The organism is uncultured Proteiniphilum sp. (assembly GCF_937873925.1).
Taxonomy (GTDB): domain Bacteria; phylum Bacteroidota; class Bacteroidia; order Bacteroidales; family Dysgonomonadaceae; genus Proteiniphilum.
Genome location: NZ_CALNAT010000016.1, coordinates 44,694 through 61,631 on the forward strand (window position 1 = coordinate 44,694; position 16,938 = coordinate 61,631).

Here is a 16,938-nt window from a genome sequence, read left to right on the forward strand (position 1 = left end):
ATACCCATCTAATAACCCTGATTCTGTTTGAGTATTCCATTAGATTTTGCAATTTGTACTGACGGGATGGGAAAAACATGATGTACATTTGGATTAAATGTACGGGCCGGCCAACATTCTATTTCTTCGACACGGTCAAATGCTCCGTTTTTCAAAATCGTTTTAACACCATGTAAAGACTTTGCATAAACTGTCCTGGCATCACCCCAACGAACCAAATCAAAATGACGGCTTGGCAAAAATTCAAGAGCCAATTCGCATCTGCGTTCATTTTTTAATTCCGCTTTAGTGGCACTGCTGTTTTCTGCCAAACCGGCCCTCTTTCGAATCTGATTCAATAAAGACTTGGCCCCTGCATCTCCTTCCCCATTCTTCCAGATTAAAGCCTCCGCTTTCATCAGTAATACATCTGCATAACGCATCACAACCATGCCTAATTCATTACTTTGATTATTTCCACTGGTATTTACCACGGTACCAATACAATCAGCCGCTTCGAAGATAGACATAAACTTACGGCCGGTCATCCCTGATGTAGAAGAAACCTCGGAAGGGTTAACCGCCCAATGAATATCTCTGCCTACAAATGTAATATGTTGATTAGGGAATAAAATTGTAGCATCGCGACGCACATCTCCCGGAGCATAAGCATTATACAATTCTAACGTCGGCTGAAAATAACCCCAGGTATTATATATTCCAAAACCGCCGTTCTGGAAACCCATTCCATGAAATTTTGGCCCTTCGGTTGCATTTCCCAGAATTGAATAGATGTATTCCCCACTGAAGTTATTTTCTCTGCGGAAGAGTTTAGTGAAATCAGGATATAGGTCTCTTTTATCTGATCCTGTCATATTGATAACCTTATCGCACATCTCGATGACTATATCAAAGTATTTGTTGTCATATTGAGAAGCGTAAAGTGCAGCACGTGCAGCGAAAGCCCATGCAGCAGCTTTATGTGGGCGGCCGTAATCTGTTTTTGCCTGCTCCGACAAGGCTGGCAACAAATCGCCTGCTTTGCGCAAATCGCTAATGATTAAATCATAATTTTCCAAAACTGTGAGCGGGCGTGGCATATCTAATTCTTCAACTGTGGTTTCTTCAGTGATGACAGGTATTCCACCGTTGGGTCCATTGTCCCCATACCAAGGAGCCAGCCATAAATATGCATACCCCCGGAAGAAATAACCTTCAGCAATGGCTCTGTCTTTCAGGGATTCGGAAACATGCATGTTCGGCACATAACGTAAAATATCATTGGATTTAGCAATTACCTGATAAAAGCGAGGCCATGTGTCACTTACATCCAAACCGCTGTTTGCTGCCATTTGGAAGTTTTTACATGCATCTGCAGTTGCATTTACACGTCCGGTAACCATATCATCACTGCAATTCTCAAACCAATATACACCCCGGCCTGTTGTTCCTTCCCAATATGTATAATCATAAAATGCATTTAATGCAGCTTTCAAGTCATCTTCTGTTTGCCAGAAAGTATCAGAAGTAATGGGTCCATACGGTTTAAATTCCAAAAAATCACTACATCCACAAAAAATAGCGATTAACGCAAGCGTGAAAGTTATTTTATAGTATTTAATTATCTTTTTCATGAATTTATTATTTATCAAATTAAAAATTCAAATTAATCCCTATATTCAATTTACGTGAAACCGGATATGCTCCACTATCTATACCATAGTTCGAAACTTCCGGATCAAATCCGGTATATCGGGTAAAAGTCAATAGGTTTTCAGCACCCACATATAAACGAAGCTTAAGGTCTCTCATTCCGATATTTTGCATAATACTCCGAGGTAAAGTATACCCTACAGTCATATTCTTCAACCGTAGATAACTCCCATCTTCCAGAAAGAAGTCTGATACATTTCCATAATTGCCGTTAGCATCGTCGAACAAAGATAAGCGTGGAATACCTGAACTTTTATTGTATGTCCATGAATCCAATACATCGGCCAACATATTATTTCCTTGTTGTCTTCCGGTTAATCCCATCATACGAAATCCATTATATATCTTCACTCCAGCAATTCCCTGGAAGAAAAACTGGAAATCGAATCCCTTATAATCAAAACCTCCCCCGAATCCAAAGGAAGCTTTAGGCAAATAGCTTCCCATATATTGACGGTCTTCATCATTGATGATACCATCATTATTATAATCCACATATTTTATGTCTCCCGGGCGGGCGTTAGGTCTGATAAGAGTTACCTCTCCTGTTTCCGGATTTGTATAAGTATGATTATTAATATCTTCCCAGGTCTGGTAGATACCATCGGTTTCAATCACTGCATAAGAATACCAGGGCTCACCTACCTTCGATCTGAGCGGTTTCTGTCCATTGATTGTGGTTCCATGTTCCAGCACATCGCGGGAACCTAAATCTTTGACTTCGCTTTTAACAAAGTTACAATTACCATATACATTGAAAGTAAAGTTATTGATGGTTTTCCGGTAATCCGTACTAAATTCCCATCCGGTATTCAAAACTTTACCAACATTCCCCCTGGGTTCCCAAGGATATCCTGCAGCAGGCGGTAAAGGCATATCGTCAATTAAATCTTTTGTAATCTTGTAGAAATAATCTACCGAAAAGTTCAAAGAATTACGTAACAAAGCAATATCCAAACCTATACCTGATTGTTCGGTGGTTTCCCATGTCAGATTACGATTAATGAGTGTTGATAAATACTTTCCATAGATGGCTTGATCCAAACTTTCACCTAAAACTGCAGGATAACCGGTCGATACAATTTGTGCGATATATGAATATCGAGGTACTAAGTCGCAATTACCTATTTGCCCCCAACTGGCTCTCAGTTTTAAGAGATTAATGAGACTTTTATTGAAGAATGATTCGGAAGATATTTTCCATGAACCTGAAATGGCAGGAAATACACCCCAGTTATTTTCCGGAGCTAACTTCGAGGTGGCATCACGACGTAAACTTGTTGTTACGAAATAACGGTCGCCATAAGAATATCCGATACGCCCGAGCGCCGAAATCATAGATTCATCCCCGATAGACTCTCCGGGTTTTGTTTTACTCCAGTCACCGGCATTCCCCGCGATGGTATAGAATGGGTCTTCACGATCGTAATTATAGGTCCATACATTGTTCCAGCGGGAATGGCTTGCTCGCATAGTATAACCTGCCATAGCGCTTATATGGTGCTTGCCGAATAACTTGGCATAAGTAGCTGTTGTTTCCCACAACCAGTTGTTTCCCCAATACGAGGAGAGTTCTCTCGAATTTTCAGGATTGGGGCGGCCATATTCATATATTATCGGATAAAAAGCTTCATAACGGCTGGTTGCGAGCGCTGCGGTAAAATCCGAACGAACTGTAAGACCGCTTACTGGTTTTATCTCTATTGTAGAAGTGGAATAAATCGACGAGGATGGTCTGAATTGACGCATACGTTGCAATTCTGCAACCGGATTTCGTATTTCTCCGTATCCCGAAACACCTTGCTTTACCGCCCATTGCGGAATAGTTCCGCCGTAAAGGGGGATGCCAAAAGAATCATATAAAAGATCTCCGTCTTCATCGTATTCGTAGACTGTTGCTGCCCGCGGATAAAAGATTGCCCCGATCAACACTCCTTCATGAGAATTATTCCACACGTCTCCTTGTCCATTAGAATACTGATACATTGCTTGTTGACTAAATTTCAACCATTTTGCAATTTGAAAATCCGCATTAAATTTAGCACCTAATTTTTCACTGTATGTATTCAGCAATATCCCTTCGTTTTTATCATATGAGAAAGAGCCATAAGCTTTTAATGACTCTGTTCCACCCGATAATGCTATAGCATAATGATGTAAATGCCCTGTCCGGAAAACCTCATCAATCCAATCCGTACGCGTTACATTTCCGTATGGATAGCGGGAAGGATCAGCCACCAAAGGAAGAGCCCTTTTCGTGATTGATGCGTCTACAGCATCTTGCCATACTTGATTTAATTGCTCAGAAGTAAGTGTCTCGGGAAGTCTCCAGGGATTTTGAAAACTATGAGAGACATTCGCCTCAACTTTCACCTTTCCCGATTGAGCTCGTTTCGTCGTAATTACAATTACCCCTCCTGAACCTACCGAAGCACCATAAATCGCTGCAGAAGCAGCATCTTTCAACACCGTAACAGACTCAACATCTTCAATGTTATATATGCCTCCGGGCACACCGTCAACTACCCATAGAATACCGTCGCTATCACGCGAACCTTTTCCACGAATGTTATAAACAGCCCCGGCTAGTGGATCTCCACCGGAGGACTGTATGGTCACACCAGGTAATTGTCCTTGCAACATCGAACTGATACTAGACGGACGACTTTTGAGTGATTGATCAAATTTCACGGTTGAAACGGCTGTAGACAAATCTTCCTTGCGAGCGGTACCGTAACCGATTACAACCACTTCCTCTAACGCTTTCGTATCCTCCTGCAGAACAATATCAACAGAGGTCCTGCCTGCTGTAGGAATTTCCTGCTCCAGATAACCGATATAGGAAATATAAAGTACAGCATCTTCTTCCACTCTGAGAGAAAAATTACCGTTTATATCAGTTATGATACCGTTTGTAGTACTTTTTTCAATAATATTAGCGCCGATAATAGGCTCTCCACTTTCATCAGTAATCTTTCCGGTGATTTGTTTTTTTTGCTGTTGCTGAACTTCGGCTATCAATTCGGAATCGGTACGGTTCATCTCTTTCAGATGCAGGATGATCTGCGTACCTTTTACCTCATATTCCACGTTCTCCGCATTAAATAACCGATTCAATACGGCAGCAATAGACTCTTCCTTAGCCCGTATATCCGTTTTTCGGTCTACATCTATCAGCTTGCTGTTATACAAGAAATAGTATTCTGATCTCTCTTCTATGGTCTGTAAGATCTTTTCGATGGAGCTGTTTTTCATATCCAACGAAATTTTTGTGTTTTGAGAATATGAATGTTCTGCTTGTAATTGAAAAACAAGTAAGAACAAGAATAAGAGTGTCATTCTCATAGCAATAGGTATTTTTTTCCAAAAAGTACAAAAAATGGGTGCTTTTTGGTTGATTGAGTTATTATTCATACTTTTACATTGTTATTAAATTCATTTATGGGTTTAGTAAATCGATTGCCTGGCGGTGAGGTGAGAGTTTCCGCGAGGGCGATTGTGAATCATGGACGGGAGAGTGAATTTTCATTCTCCCGTTTTATGTTTTTTGCCGGTATTTATGTTCTCATAGGCATTCCTCCTTTTCTGTTACTGGTTATCTTTTATTACTTTTTATTGTCACAGTTCGATGTGTAAATGCATTATTATCAAGTTGTTCTTGCCGGGATATGGAATAGGTGATAGGGGCCGATCTTTTCAAGAGATCCAGGATATCTTCCAGTGTTTCATCGGTAAAAGTGGCAGTATATTCATAGTCTTTCAATACATCGCCTTCAAGCCGAATGACTACTCCGAATTTACGGGATAACTTCTGGGCGATGGTTTCGAGTTTTTCCCGCCGGAACACCATTTTTCCGTCTTTCCAGGCTGTTTCTACATAAGTATCAGCCTGTACAATAGTCATCTCTTCCGTCTGGGGTATCAAAACGGCTTTTTGTCCCACCGCCAGCGTTTCCTTTTTCATCGAACGGGCTGTTTCCACTTCTATATTTCCCCGGGCCAGCGTCACTTGATAATCCGGCTCATCCTGATAGGCATGTATATTGAACTCCGTGCCGAAAGCGCTGACGGCAATATCATCAGGCATCACAACATTAAACCGGTTCTTTTTATCTGCCACCACTTTGAAATAAGCCTCTCCCGACAGCCGTACAGTTCTTCCTTTTCCGGTGAATTTTTGCGGATAGGTCAGTTCGCTCTGTGCATTGAGCCAAACCTCGCTCCCATCGGGCAATACGGCTTTTGTAACAATACCGGGAGCCGAAACAAGGGTGATCATCTCCGGCGGAGTTGTCTTCAACATCGGTTGTATCACGTATTGATGCAACAAAAACAAAGGAAATAATATTGCCGCTGCCGTCCGTGTAATATTCCACACCCTTGTCCGGAAAGAGACGAAGGCTATCTTCCGGGATAACCGCGCCCATGCTTTTTCTGTATCGATCTTCTTTTGCTTTCTAAGATTTTCCGACAAATCATAGATTGCTTCGATTCGCTCTACCTTTTCACGGAATTCGGGGGAGGAATGCATAAGGGCATCACATTTACTGATATCATCACCGGGAAGATCCCTCTTTATATATGCTAAAATATAAGTTTCACTAAAGTTATTCATTATCAATCTTTCAATGGTGTATGGAATTTACTTTAATCATACACTTGTGTGCAAATAGTTTATATGCTCTTTCATATACGACAGGCAATATTAAAAACATCCCTGATAAAGATATTTTATCCCTTTTTATATTCACTTGACGTATGAGAGAGAAAATCCCCTATATTAAAAGAGATTTTTTTCAAATTTATAACAAAAGATACAAAGATCAAGAGTCAGGAATCTTTGTCGGCCACATACAATCAATTACTGAATGCCTACAAAAACGAGGTGGAGAAATATGCCAAAACCGGGACTCAAAGTGCTGTTATCCGATATATTCTGGAAGAAGGATGAGCTTTTTCCGGCCACAACATTACGCTCGGGGGGTTGCCGGATCGTCCACGCTTATTTCACCATTTTTTACTCGCGAAACTTAAATACATTATGCTTTTTTGCATAATGAAAGAGATACCATATCTTTGTGGAAAAATGAAAATATGAAGCCATTTACTTATGGCACTGTGGTAAAAGGTGAAAACTTTTATGATAGAGAGGAAGAATGTAAATGCATTGTGGACTGCGTTGTAACGGTGTGGTAAAAAACACTTATGGAGCTCAAATATAAGCAATGCTATATGTAAACAATACGAATGGAAGATAATCCTTCAACTCGGTTCTTAACAGGCTTAATGCTTTACTGATATAAGCTTCTACTGTTTTGGGAGAGACGGACATCTCCTTCGCTATCTGGTTGTAAGTCATATTCTCAAACCGGCTCAGTTCAAAGGCTCTCCGCACGTTTTCGGGCAGTTGTGCCAACGCTGTATGAAGCATTTCTTCCAGTTCTCCAATGGTATAAATCACTTCGGGGGTATCGGCAGTGGCGGAAATGGCCTGCTTCTGCGCATGATGTTGTCGTACAGACTGCTTACGAAGGTAATCCGTACAACTGTTCTTTACACTGGTGATGAGCAAATTCTTAAAAGAAGAGCTAATTTCTATCTTTTTCCGGTTTTTCCACAGATGAAAGAAAGTATCCTGAACAATATCTTCACACGCTTCCGGCGAAGAGATGTAACGTTGAGCAAAGACACAGAGGGCAGGATAGAAGTCGAAAAACAACTCTTTAAACGCTTCCTGATCATCATGAAAGGCCATTCTCCTGAACAGGTTATCCAATACTGCACTCTCTGCCATCTGCTACAAAATAAGGATCCTGAATTTTATTTTTCTTCACGGACTTTTTGCAAAGATGCAAAAAAATATTTAATAAGGAAAACAGTAATCCTGTAACTAAGTTTATGATTTATTCTTGAAAATAACCAATTATCCCCTAAATTTTCGTCGCCATATAATAGAAAAAATATAGAATTATCCGCAATATACCCTGAAAAAATAGTGGTTATAAAAAGCAGAAACTTGGTGAATAATCAACGAGATAAATCTCCATATACAGCTGATATATAGCCTGTACACGCAGGATGGTCATCTCAGGAGGAGAGCCATCGTCGATTTAAAAGCCGGATGCAGACGCGATACCTATATACAGAAACACCTCATCATTTTCAGGTATTTTTTTTAATAAAAATAATTACTTTTAGGTATTGCGCCGCGTTTTTAAGAGAAATACTTTTGCATTATAAATAAAACAAATAATTCCATAGACTAATTTTATCAAAGACAGGTTTGCCGGCCATACTTCCTGCCTGGCAAACCGATCTTATTGATATTTCCGGTCTTCTGATCAGGTATTTAATTATAATGTAATGAAAAGGAATCTCATTCAAATGTTATTTTGTTTTCTGATTTTTGCCGCTGTATACACAGAGGGTTATGCACAAAGCGTTACCGAAGAGAAAACGTCTCCGGCAACAGAACAAAATAAAGATACAAGCGTCGATTCAAACATTGCTAATTTATCCAAAACCGCTCGTCTCCAATTGGGCGGTTACGGCGAAGCCGTGGCAAGCCGTAATTTTTACAGCAGCAATCCCTTCCGCTATATGTATCCAGATTCTTATAAAAATGACCCCAGTCACGGACGCTTCGATTTACCGCATGTGGTATTTTTCATCGGGTACGAATTTGGCAATGGATGGAGAATGAATGCCGAAATAGAGTTCGAGCATGGCGGGACAGAGTCGGCAGTAGAGGTAGAACCGGAAGAAGGAGGCGAATACGAGCAGGAAGTGGAACGTGGAGGGGAAGTCGCACTCGAACAGTTCTGGATTGAAAAAACATTTAACCGCACGCTCAATCTCCGTATGGGGCATATTATTGTTCCTGTGGGGCTGACCAACGGTAATCATTTACCCACACAATTCTTTACCGTATATCGTCCCGAAGGCGAGAATACCATCCTGCCTTGTACATGGCACGAGACGGGAATCAGCTTATGGGGCTATCTTGGAAAGAACTGGCGTTACGAAGCCATGTTGTTGCCGGGACTGGATTCTGAACTGTTCGGTAATCAAAAATGGATTGGCGGCGCATCCGCTTCACCTTATGAATTTAAAATCGCTAACACGTATGCCGGAGCATTCCGTATTGACAATTATTCTGTTAAAGGTCTTCGCTTAGGAATAAGCGGGTATTACGGACACAGTTTCCGAAATAGCCTGATGCCTTCGTATGCGGATAAGTATAAAGACGTAAAAGGTGCGGTCTCCATCGCCTCTTTCGATTTTGAATACGATGCTCATAATCTCATCGCGAGAGGCTATTTCGATTACGGTCATTTGAGTGATGCCAAAACAATCTCCATTTATAACAGAGGCTTGCCGAACGCCTCTCCTTCACCAAGCACATACGTAGCGTCCGATGCATTGTGTTATGGGACGGAAGTCGGCTACGATATTTTATCCCAATTTAAATGGGCGGAAAAAGACAATCGGAAGTTATATTTGTTCGCACGTTATGAATATTACGATTCCATGTTTAAAGTGCCCGATGGCATTCAAGCCGAAGAATGGTGCGAACGTCAGATCATAACAGGCGGCATCAATTATTTTCCAACCAATGAAATTGTACTTAAAGCCCAATATTCTGCAGGAATAATGAAAAACCCGTTTAAAGATGAAAATTCATTAGCTGTCGGTATTGCTTATTCCGGTTTTTTTACAAAATAAATTTTTCGTTCAACACTAATTAAAAATAAAATAATCGTATGAAAAAGTTACTAAAATTAGCAGTCTGTTTTTTCGTTGCAGCCCTGTTCGTAAGCCCGTTCGTTGCATGTGACAACGACCCCGACATCGATATCAGTGTTAAGGAAGAAGCCTTGTCCAAAGCAGTGGAACAATACGTAAACAACACAGTTATTTACACATATAGAAATCTGGCGGATGCAACCATTGATTTATACGGCGCCATAGAAACATTAAAAGTAAATAAAACGAATGCCAACCTCAATGCAGCGGCAGAGCAATGGATAGAAACCCGCGCGCATTGGGAATTGAGTGAAGCGTTTTTATACGGCGCAGTTGCCGATTTCGGCATAGACCCGCACATTGACACCTGGCCCCTTGATGAAACGGCATTCGTACAACTGATTAACAATAATGATTTCATCGCCGGCATGGATGCGGAAGACGGCGATGTATGGGCATCAGAACATTTAGGCAATGCCTTACTTGGTTTCCATGGGGTAGAATACATCTTGTTCAGCGAAGGAGAGGTTAAATCTGCAAGCGCCATTACGGAAAAAGAATTGATTTACGCTCTTGCCGTGATGGGCGATTTGCGTAACCAGTGTATCCGGTTGGAAGCTGCCTGGGCAGGCTACGATGCTGTAACCAAAGAAAAACAAACATTGATTGATGATTTGGAACTTGGCATAACACCTTCGAACAGCAACACTTCGTATGGCGAAAATATGCTTACTGCCAGCAAACCCGGGAGCACCTATAAAACGATAACAGCTGCCTCCCTGGCTATTTTGGATGGTTGTGCGGTTATATCGGAAGAAGTGGGAGACCTTAAAATCGGGAATGCATGGCGCGGCGATGACAGAAATTATCTCGAATCGCCTTACAGCTACAATTCGTTGGTGGATTTTGAAAATAATATCATAAGTATCGAAAATGCCTATCTGGGCGGAGCCGAAAAAAACAAAAGAGGAGGTTCGGTCAGCGATTATATCAAATCTGTGAACCCCACGGCGGATACAAAAGTGAAGAATGCGATCACAAATGCGATCACTAAAATTAAAGCAATTCCTTATCCTTTTGAGCGCAATTACTCTTCCACGCAGGCAGGTGCTGCCATTGACGCCTGTACGGAACTTACAAACGCTTTGAATGAAGCGAAAGTAGCGCTTGCAGAAGGAGATTAAGCTATATTCATGCACCTGAAATAGCGCGTAAGAGATTATCCTGTTTTCAGGATATTCTCTTCATGGTATTTAAAAATAGTTAATTCCAGAAAATTAATCCCTACATGTGTACATTATTTGAATTATCTTATTATTTAATGTATGAAAAGAGTTAATGTATTTATAATCAGCTTTCTTAACCTCGCAATACTATTTATAGCCTCTTGTCACGAAAGTGATATCCCCGATGACAACCCCGCAGAATTGTCCGAAGAATATTATACAGGAGGAAAACTCGGCACAACGTTTGTAAACAATATTTCTTCCGCTTACGAACAACCGACTCCCGCTGTGGAAGAAAGCGGAATGGCCCTTGCTTTTAAAATAGGAGAAGCCTTTTTCGAAGACGGATTCAATTCCAATACTTCGGGCATGCGTCATGGATTAGGACCGGTGTCTGTTCGTAGTTCCTGCATTACATGCCATCCCGGTTACGGACATGGCAAACGGGTGGAACGGTATCGCGCCAGCGATTTCGGGAACGGCTATTTACTGGTAGTGGTTGACAAAAATACGCACGCTTACGTACCTGAGCTCACCGGTATGCCTCAAACACAAGCGGTATACCCTTTTTTGCCTCCTATCGACGAGAAGGGTATCAAAATAGAATGGAGAGAACACGTGGATGAATTCGGCAATAAATTTCCCGACGGCGAAGCCTATAGCCTTATTTATCCCGAAGTAACCATTGATCCGGCATATATCAATACCGATCCAAAACCGGCAAATTATACAGTGAAACTGGAAGCTACCATAGGTATTTACGGAACAGGCCTGCTCGACGCCGTTCCCGATGATTCCATCATTGCGGAATATCATCGTCAGAAGGCAATGGGACGCACGTTAAATGATGCGAAGTACGATCCGGCAAACTTTATTACAGAAAACGACGGCACAAAACATCCCGGACGCTACACGTACGGCTTGACACGCGGAACGCTACAAAACGGTCCCGGTGCGAATGCCATCTGGAACATCACCAACGTTACCCGCGAAAACCGTCGCAGCAATTATATCACAACGGCGTATGCCGCAGCCATGTCGAAAAATGCAGACGTACAAGCCGCACTCGGTAGGGACGAAGCTACCATTTATGCCGAACTGATGTCAACCGACTTAGAACCCGAGCTTGCTACGGAAGACTACGTCAACTTTATGATCTGGCATCGCGGATTGGCGGTTCCCGCCGCACGCGATCTGGATGATCCTGTCGTACAGAAAGGCAAGAAAGCGTTTTACAGCATCGGCTGTACAAGTTGCCACAAACCATCGTGGACTACCGGGCCGGACAACTACACCGGCGATACACTGGTTGCACGCAGATTACCCCGTTATCCTTATCAAAAGATATGGCCCTATACCGATATGCTTCAACATAAATTAGATATGGTGAACGACATCCGCACCGGCTGGTGCCGTACCACGCCGCTCTGGGGACGCGGACTTTCGCAAATCTGCACCGGCGCCAGCGACCACCTCCACGATATGCGCGCCCGCAACTACACCGAAGCCATCATGTGGCACGGCGGAGATGCGGCCTGGGCACGGGAAAAGTTCCGCAATCTCTCTAAAGAAGACCGCGACGCTTTGGTAAAGTTTTTAGAATCAATCTAGTAACGGTATACAATAAAAATGCTTCTTACGTCCGGTCCTTTGTGAAGAATCGGACGTAAATCTGCAAATAAAACGAATTTAAGTTCTTATATAGAAAAATGAACGACAAACTTCTGAAAAATATCTCTTTCGGGCTGTTGGGAGTGATGGTGGCGGTACTTGCTGTGGCAACCGTTATCGAGAAATTGTTCAGCACAGAAAAAGTGGCGGAATGGATTTACGGCGCATGGTGGTTTGTCGCGTTGTGGGGGATAGCCACGCTCAGCATGATGATTTTTATTATTCGCATGAAGCTTTACCGGCGTTTTCCCGCCTTCCTGCTACATTGCTCGTTTGTTGTGATTCTATTGGGCGGATTGGTTACCTATATTTGGGGCGAACGGGGAGCGATGCATATCCGGCAGAATGAGATACATAATTATTTCGTTTCGGAAGATGGAACACGGCGTATATCCATGCCGTTTAATGTAAAAATGTTGTATTTTGATATTGTTTATCATCCCGGAACAAATCAACCTGCCGATTATCGAAGTTTTGTTAAAGTAGATGACCAAATTCATCAGATTTCAATGAACAAGATATTCAAGAAATCGGGCTATCGTATCTATCAGATGGATTACGACAGCGATGAAATGGGAGCGACGTTCCTCGTCAGCCACGATCCCCGGGGCGTTGGCATCACCTACGCGGGTTATTTGTTGCTGGCTATCGCCATGGTGTGGATTTTGTTTTTGCGCATCGGTTGGAAAGGCGTATTGTTTACCACCATTCCCACGATACTGGTTTGGCTGTATATTTCGCAAATCAATCCCATGACGCCTGTTTTGCGCACGCCCATGCTGGCAACGCATGTATCGGTTATCATGGTGGCTTATGCTCTATTGCTATTTATAGCCCTTACGGGCATTGTGGGTCTATGTTCAAAAAAACAAAGCAAACGTTTCTATCATCTCAACTCCAAATTGTTATATCCGGCTTTGTTCCTGCTTACCGCCGGTATATTTATCGGCGCCGTTTGGGCGAATATTTCATGGGGGCGTTACTGGGGCTGGGACGCCAAGGAAACATGGGCGCTCATCACCATGCTGGTTTATTCGCTGCCGATGCACAAAGAGAATATCGTTTTTTTTTCAGATCCGCGGAAATTTCACCTGTTCAATTCTATTGCCTTTGCTACCGTGTTGATGACGTTTCTGGGCGTAACATATCTGCTGGGCGGGATACACAGCTATATGTGATGGATGGTAATGACATACGTTTTTCCTTCGGTTCTTATAGGGAACCTGCGGTAAGCAGGCGAGGGGAAAGATCACCCGCTCTTTACCGGTTCGGTGTATCCCAGATCCGGGTTTCCGTGCAATGGATCATTGTAATCTGATCGCCCGCCTGTAGTTTGAATTCACCTGCTTCGAGCGTCCACTCTCCTTTTTCATTCACAAAGGCAAGGTCGTCAGCTGCCAGTTGCAGCGTAACGGTTTTGGTCTCACCCGGTTTGAGCATCATCTTCTCAAATGCACGCAGACGACGCACATCGGGCGAAAGGGAGGCCACCATATCGCTGCTGAAGAGCAGTACCGCCTCTTTGCCGGCTACTGTCCCGTTGTTCTTTACATCCACGGTCACGGTCAGCAGGTCGCCCGACACAAAATCTTTCTTGTCCACCGCTAAATTGGCATACTCAAATGTGGTATAGCTCAAGCCGAAACCGAACGGATACTGCACCGAAGTCTGTGCTCCGTAATCGTAAGCGCCTTCCATCTTACCGTCGATATTCTGGCTCGGTTTATGATCATAGGTGATCAACCCCTGCTCAAATTTCGGGTAGGTATAAGGCAGTTTCCCGCTCGGATTCACATCCCCTGCGAGGATATCCGCCAGGGCATCCCCTCCGAAATTGCCCGGCAGGTAGAGTTGAAGGATTGCTTTGGAATCCGGTTCAATTTTACGGATCAGGCGTGGACGTCCTTCGTTCAATACCAGTATGACCGGTTTTCCTGTCTTCTGAAGGGCCAGCGCAAAGGCAGTCTGGTTCTCCGACAGGGCGAGTTCATTCAGATTACCGGGCGTCTCGCAGTACGAGTTCTCACCCACACACAACACAATATAATCGACTCCTGCCGCGGCGGCTACCGCTTTGCCGATCTCAGGCGGGTTCTCTTCGTAATACTGCCCGTCCATCTTATAGGTGACGCCCGGTTCGTACCTTACGTTACCGGCGCCGAACTTGTTCTGCAACGCTTCATAGATGGTGTTGTAGTCCTGCGCGAACTCTTCGGTCTTTTCTCCCTGCCACGAATAGCTCCACCCGCCGTTGAGGGTACGCATGGAGTGAGCGTTGGGACCTGTCACCAGGATACGGGCATTAGCCGGCAATGGAAGAATAATATTTTCATTTTTCAGCAGGGTGATCGATTCATCCGCGGCAGCTTTCGCAACCGCCTCGTTCTCGCTGCTTCCGAAATCGGGGTATTCCTCGTACGACCAGTAGGGGCGTTCAAAAAGCCCCAGACGGAATTTCAACCGCAATACCCTGCGTACCGCGTCATCAATCCGCTTCATCGGCACTTCACCCTCTTCCGCCAGTTCCACCAGCGTGGGGCAGAAAGCCAGATTGTAAGGCTCCATCACCAGATCGATGCCGGCATTGATTGCCGTTTTCACTGCCTCTTTGTAGTCTCCGGCGATCCTGTCACGAGAGAGCAGGTTCTGCACATCGGCCCAGTCGGTCACGATCACACCGTCGAACGCGAGATCCTCTTTCACCCATTCGGTCAGCAACCTGTAATCGGCATGAGTAGATACCCCGTTGATAATACCCGAATTGACCATCAGCGAAAGGGCTCCTCCTTCCATGATAGACGCGCGAAAGGGTTCAAAGTATTTCTCGCGCAATTCGCTTTCGGAGATAAGGGCCGGCGTGCGGTCTTTACCCGACACGGGTACTCCGTATCCCATATAATGCTTGATACAGACCACGATATGTTGACTATTTATATCATTCCGGTCATCACCCTGAAACCCGAATGTAGAGGCCACTCCCATCCGGGCATTGAGATAGGCGTCCTCGCCGTAACTCTCCCACTGGCGCGACCAGCGGGCATCCCTTCCCAGATCCATGGTGGGAGCAAAAGTCCAGGGGATATTGCTCGCGCGGGTCTCGTAGGCCGCGATACGGGAACCTTCCCTCATCAGGTCGGTATTGAAAGTAGCACCCATTCCCACGCCCTGCGGGAAGAAGGTAGCGCCGGCGGTATAAGTGGTTCCATGGATGGCATCGATGCCGTAGAGCACAGGTATACCTGTCTCTGCTAACGCCCTATCCTGGATGGCCCTGACCGTTTTCTCCCACACCTCTGGGGTACGGGCCCGGTTGTTGGCCGTATTCAGGACCGAACCCACCTTATATTTGCCCATCACCGTATCGAGCATGGCAAAGTCGATTTCGAAAGGTTCGTCACTGAAATAGAGGTTACCTCCTTTCCCGATCACATCAAGCGTGAACTGTGCCATCTGCCCCACTTTCTCCTCGAGGGTCATTTGCGCCATAATACTGTCGATCCGTTTCTCGATACCGGCATCCAATCCTAAGCCGGCTGTTTTAGTACCCCCGCTGCAAGCAGCAAGCAGGAAAACCAAAATAATAAAACAACTATTCTTCTTCATTAGTATATATCATAATTTTTATAGTTCTTCCTGATATAAAAAGTGTTCCAAATTGAGAAGTCATAACAACATATTTCTACTACATTCACTTTATAACTTACTCATCAGATACCTTGATCAATCAATTAATCGAAATCATCCGAAAAGTATTTATTCCGGATTCAAGCCCAATGCCTGAATATAATCTTTGTTGATGTTGTTATTCTCAAATTTACAATTCTCGATAAAATCAAGCATTGCTTTCCTTGCAATTTCCTGAACGGGACGAGCTTCCCGGATTGTCTTGTAGGAGCTTCTGTCTGCTTCTACAAAATCGACCACAATATCCCAGTTTTCAGGAGTCGGGATCGACACAAATGAAGAGCCCCCCAGCTTTTTATATGGCCAGAAGTGCCAACCAATATTATTTTCTTCCATCGTTTTCACGAAAGACGACATCCACTCGTTGGTATTATGGCCGATCTCCCCCATATACATAGGACGGTTCACCTTATCCCTGAACCCGATAAATTCTTTTATTGCTTCTGCCGTAGGTTCACCTCCATAGCGATGGCAAGTGTACATCAGGTTATCGTCGAACGGTTCTTCGCCGAACATTTTGAAGTTACTGTTCCATTGAGCCCCGCCTAACAATATCACGTGGTTTTTATCTACCTCCCTGATAGCACTCACTGCTCTTTTATAAAGGGGCTCTAACTTTGCATTGAGTTCTTCCATATTCTCAAAATAGGGAGCTATAGGCTCATTGATCAGATCATATCCCAGAATAACCGGTTCGTCTTTATAGTACCGGGCTATTTTTACCCAAATATCAATAAAGAGTTGCTGTGACTTTTCACTTTCGAATAACCAGGGATATCCGTAACTGTCATCGATATTATCTCCTGTTTGGCCCCCGGGTGCATCATGCATATCCAGTATAAGATATATCCCGGCTTCCCTGCACCAGCCGATAAGTCTGTCAATCCGGTCAAACCCATCCTGGTTGACGGTAAGCCCC

Annotated in this window: 10 protein-coding genes; 4 read left to right on the top strand and 6 right to left on the bottom strand. The window is 43.7% G+C overall.

The features are described from left to right. Positions 1 to 8 precede the first annotated feature (8 nt). From Q0502_RS01250 to Q0502_RS01265, 4 genes are all read right to left on the bottom strand, one after another. Positions 9 to 1,613 carry a RagB/SusD family nutrient uptake outer membrane protein gene (locus Q0502_RS01250; RefSeq protein WP_298646217.1) on the bottom strand — a complete coding sequence of 535 codons (1,605 nt, stop codon included), beginning with the start codon at positions 1,611 to 1,613 and terminating at the stop codon, positions 9 to 11. A 19-nt stretch (positions 1,614 to 1,632) separates the two neighbouring features. Further along, positions 1,633 to 4,947 carry a TonB-dependent receptor gene (locus Q0502_RS01255; RefSeq protein WP_298646220.1) on the bottom strand — a complete coding sequence of 1,105 codons (3,315 nt, stop codon included), beginning with the start codon at positions 4,945 to 4,947 and terminating at the stop codon, positions 1,633 to 1,635. A 340-nt stretch (positions 4,948 to 5,287) separates the two neighbouring features. Further along, positions 5,288 to 6,307: a FecR domain-containing protein gene (locus Q0502_RS01260; protein WP_298646222.1), complete on the bottom strand. Its 1,020-nt coding sequence runs from the start codon at positions 6,305 to 6,307 to the stop codon at positions 5,288 to 5,290. A gap of 597 nt (positions 6,308 to 6,904) precedes the next feature. Further along, a complete protein-coding gene (locus Q0502_RS01265) occupies positions 6,905 to 7,486 on the bottom strand; it encodes an RNA polymerase sigma-70 factor (RefSeq protein ID WP_298646225.1) in 582 nt (193 codons plus the stop codon). A 569-nt stretch (positions 7,487 to 8,055) separates the two neighbouring features. Between Q0502_RS01265 and Q0502_RS01270 the strand changes: the two genes are divergently transcribed. The 4 genes from Q0502_RS01270 (at position 8,056) to ccsA (ending at position 13,513) form a co-directional block, all read left to right on the top strand. Beyond that, a complete protein-coding gene (locus Q0502_RS01270) occupies positions 8,056 to 9,417 on the top strand; it encodes a hypothetical protein (protein WP_298646227.1) in 1,362 nt (453 codons plus the stop codon). Between the two features lie 38 nt (positions 9,418 to 9,455). Beyond that, positions 9,456 to 10,622, top strand: a complete 1,167-nt coding sequence (locus tag Q0502_RS01275; protein ID WP_298646230.1) for an imelysin family protein — start codon at positions 9,456 to 9,458, stop codon at positions 10,620 to 10,622. Between the two features lie 141 nt (positions 10,623 to 10,763). Continuing rightward, positions 10,764 to 12,275, top strand: coding sequence for a di-heme oxidoredictase family protein (locus tag Q0502_RS01280; RefSeq protein WP_298646233.1), 1,512 nt, complete (start codon positions 10,764 to 10,766; stop codon positions 12,273 to 12,275). A gap of 98 nt (positions 12,276 to 12,373) precedes the next feature. Continuing rightward, a complete protein-coding gene (gene ccsA / locus Q0502_RS01285) occupies positions 12,374 to 13,513 on the top strand; it encodes a cytochrome c biogenesis protein CcsA (RefSeq protein WP_298646236.1) in 1,140 nt (379 codons plus the stop codon). 82 nt (positions 13,514 to 13,595) lie between these two features. Here ccsA and Q0502_RS01290 read toward each other — a convergent pair whose 3' ends face one another. Beyond that, on the bottom strand, positions 13,596 to 15,938 hold the full coding sequence (locus Q0502_RS01290) for a glycoside hydrolase family 3 N-terminal domain-containing protein (RefSeq protein WP_298646238.1): 2,343 nt from the start codon (positions 15,936 to 15,938) through the stop codon (positions 13,596 to 13,598). A 150-nt stretch (positions 15,939 to 16,088) separates the two neighbouring features. Further along, positions 16,089 to 16,938, bottom strand: an 850-nt coding sequence (locus Q0502_RS01295; RefSeq protein ID WP_298646240.1) for a cellulase family glycosylhydrolase, incomplete at its 5' end; no start/stop codon positions are given.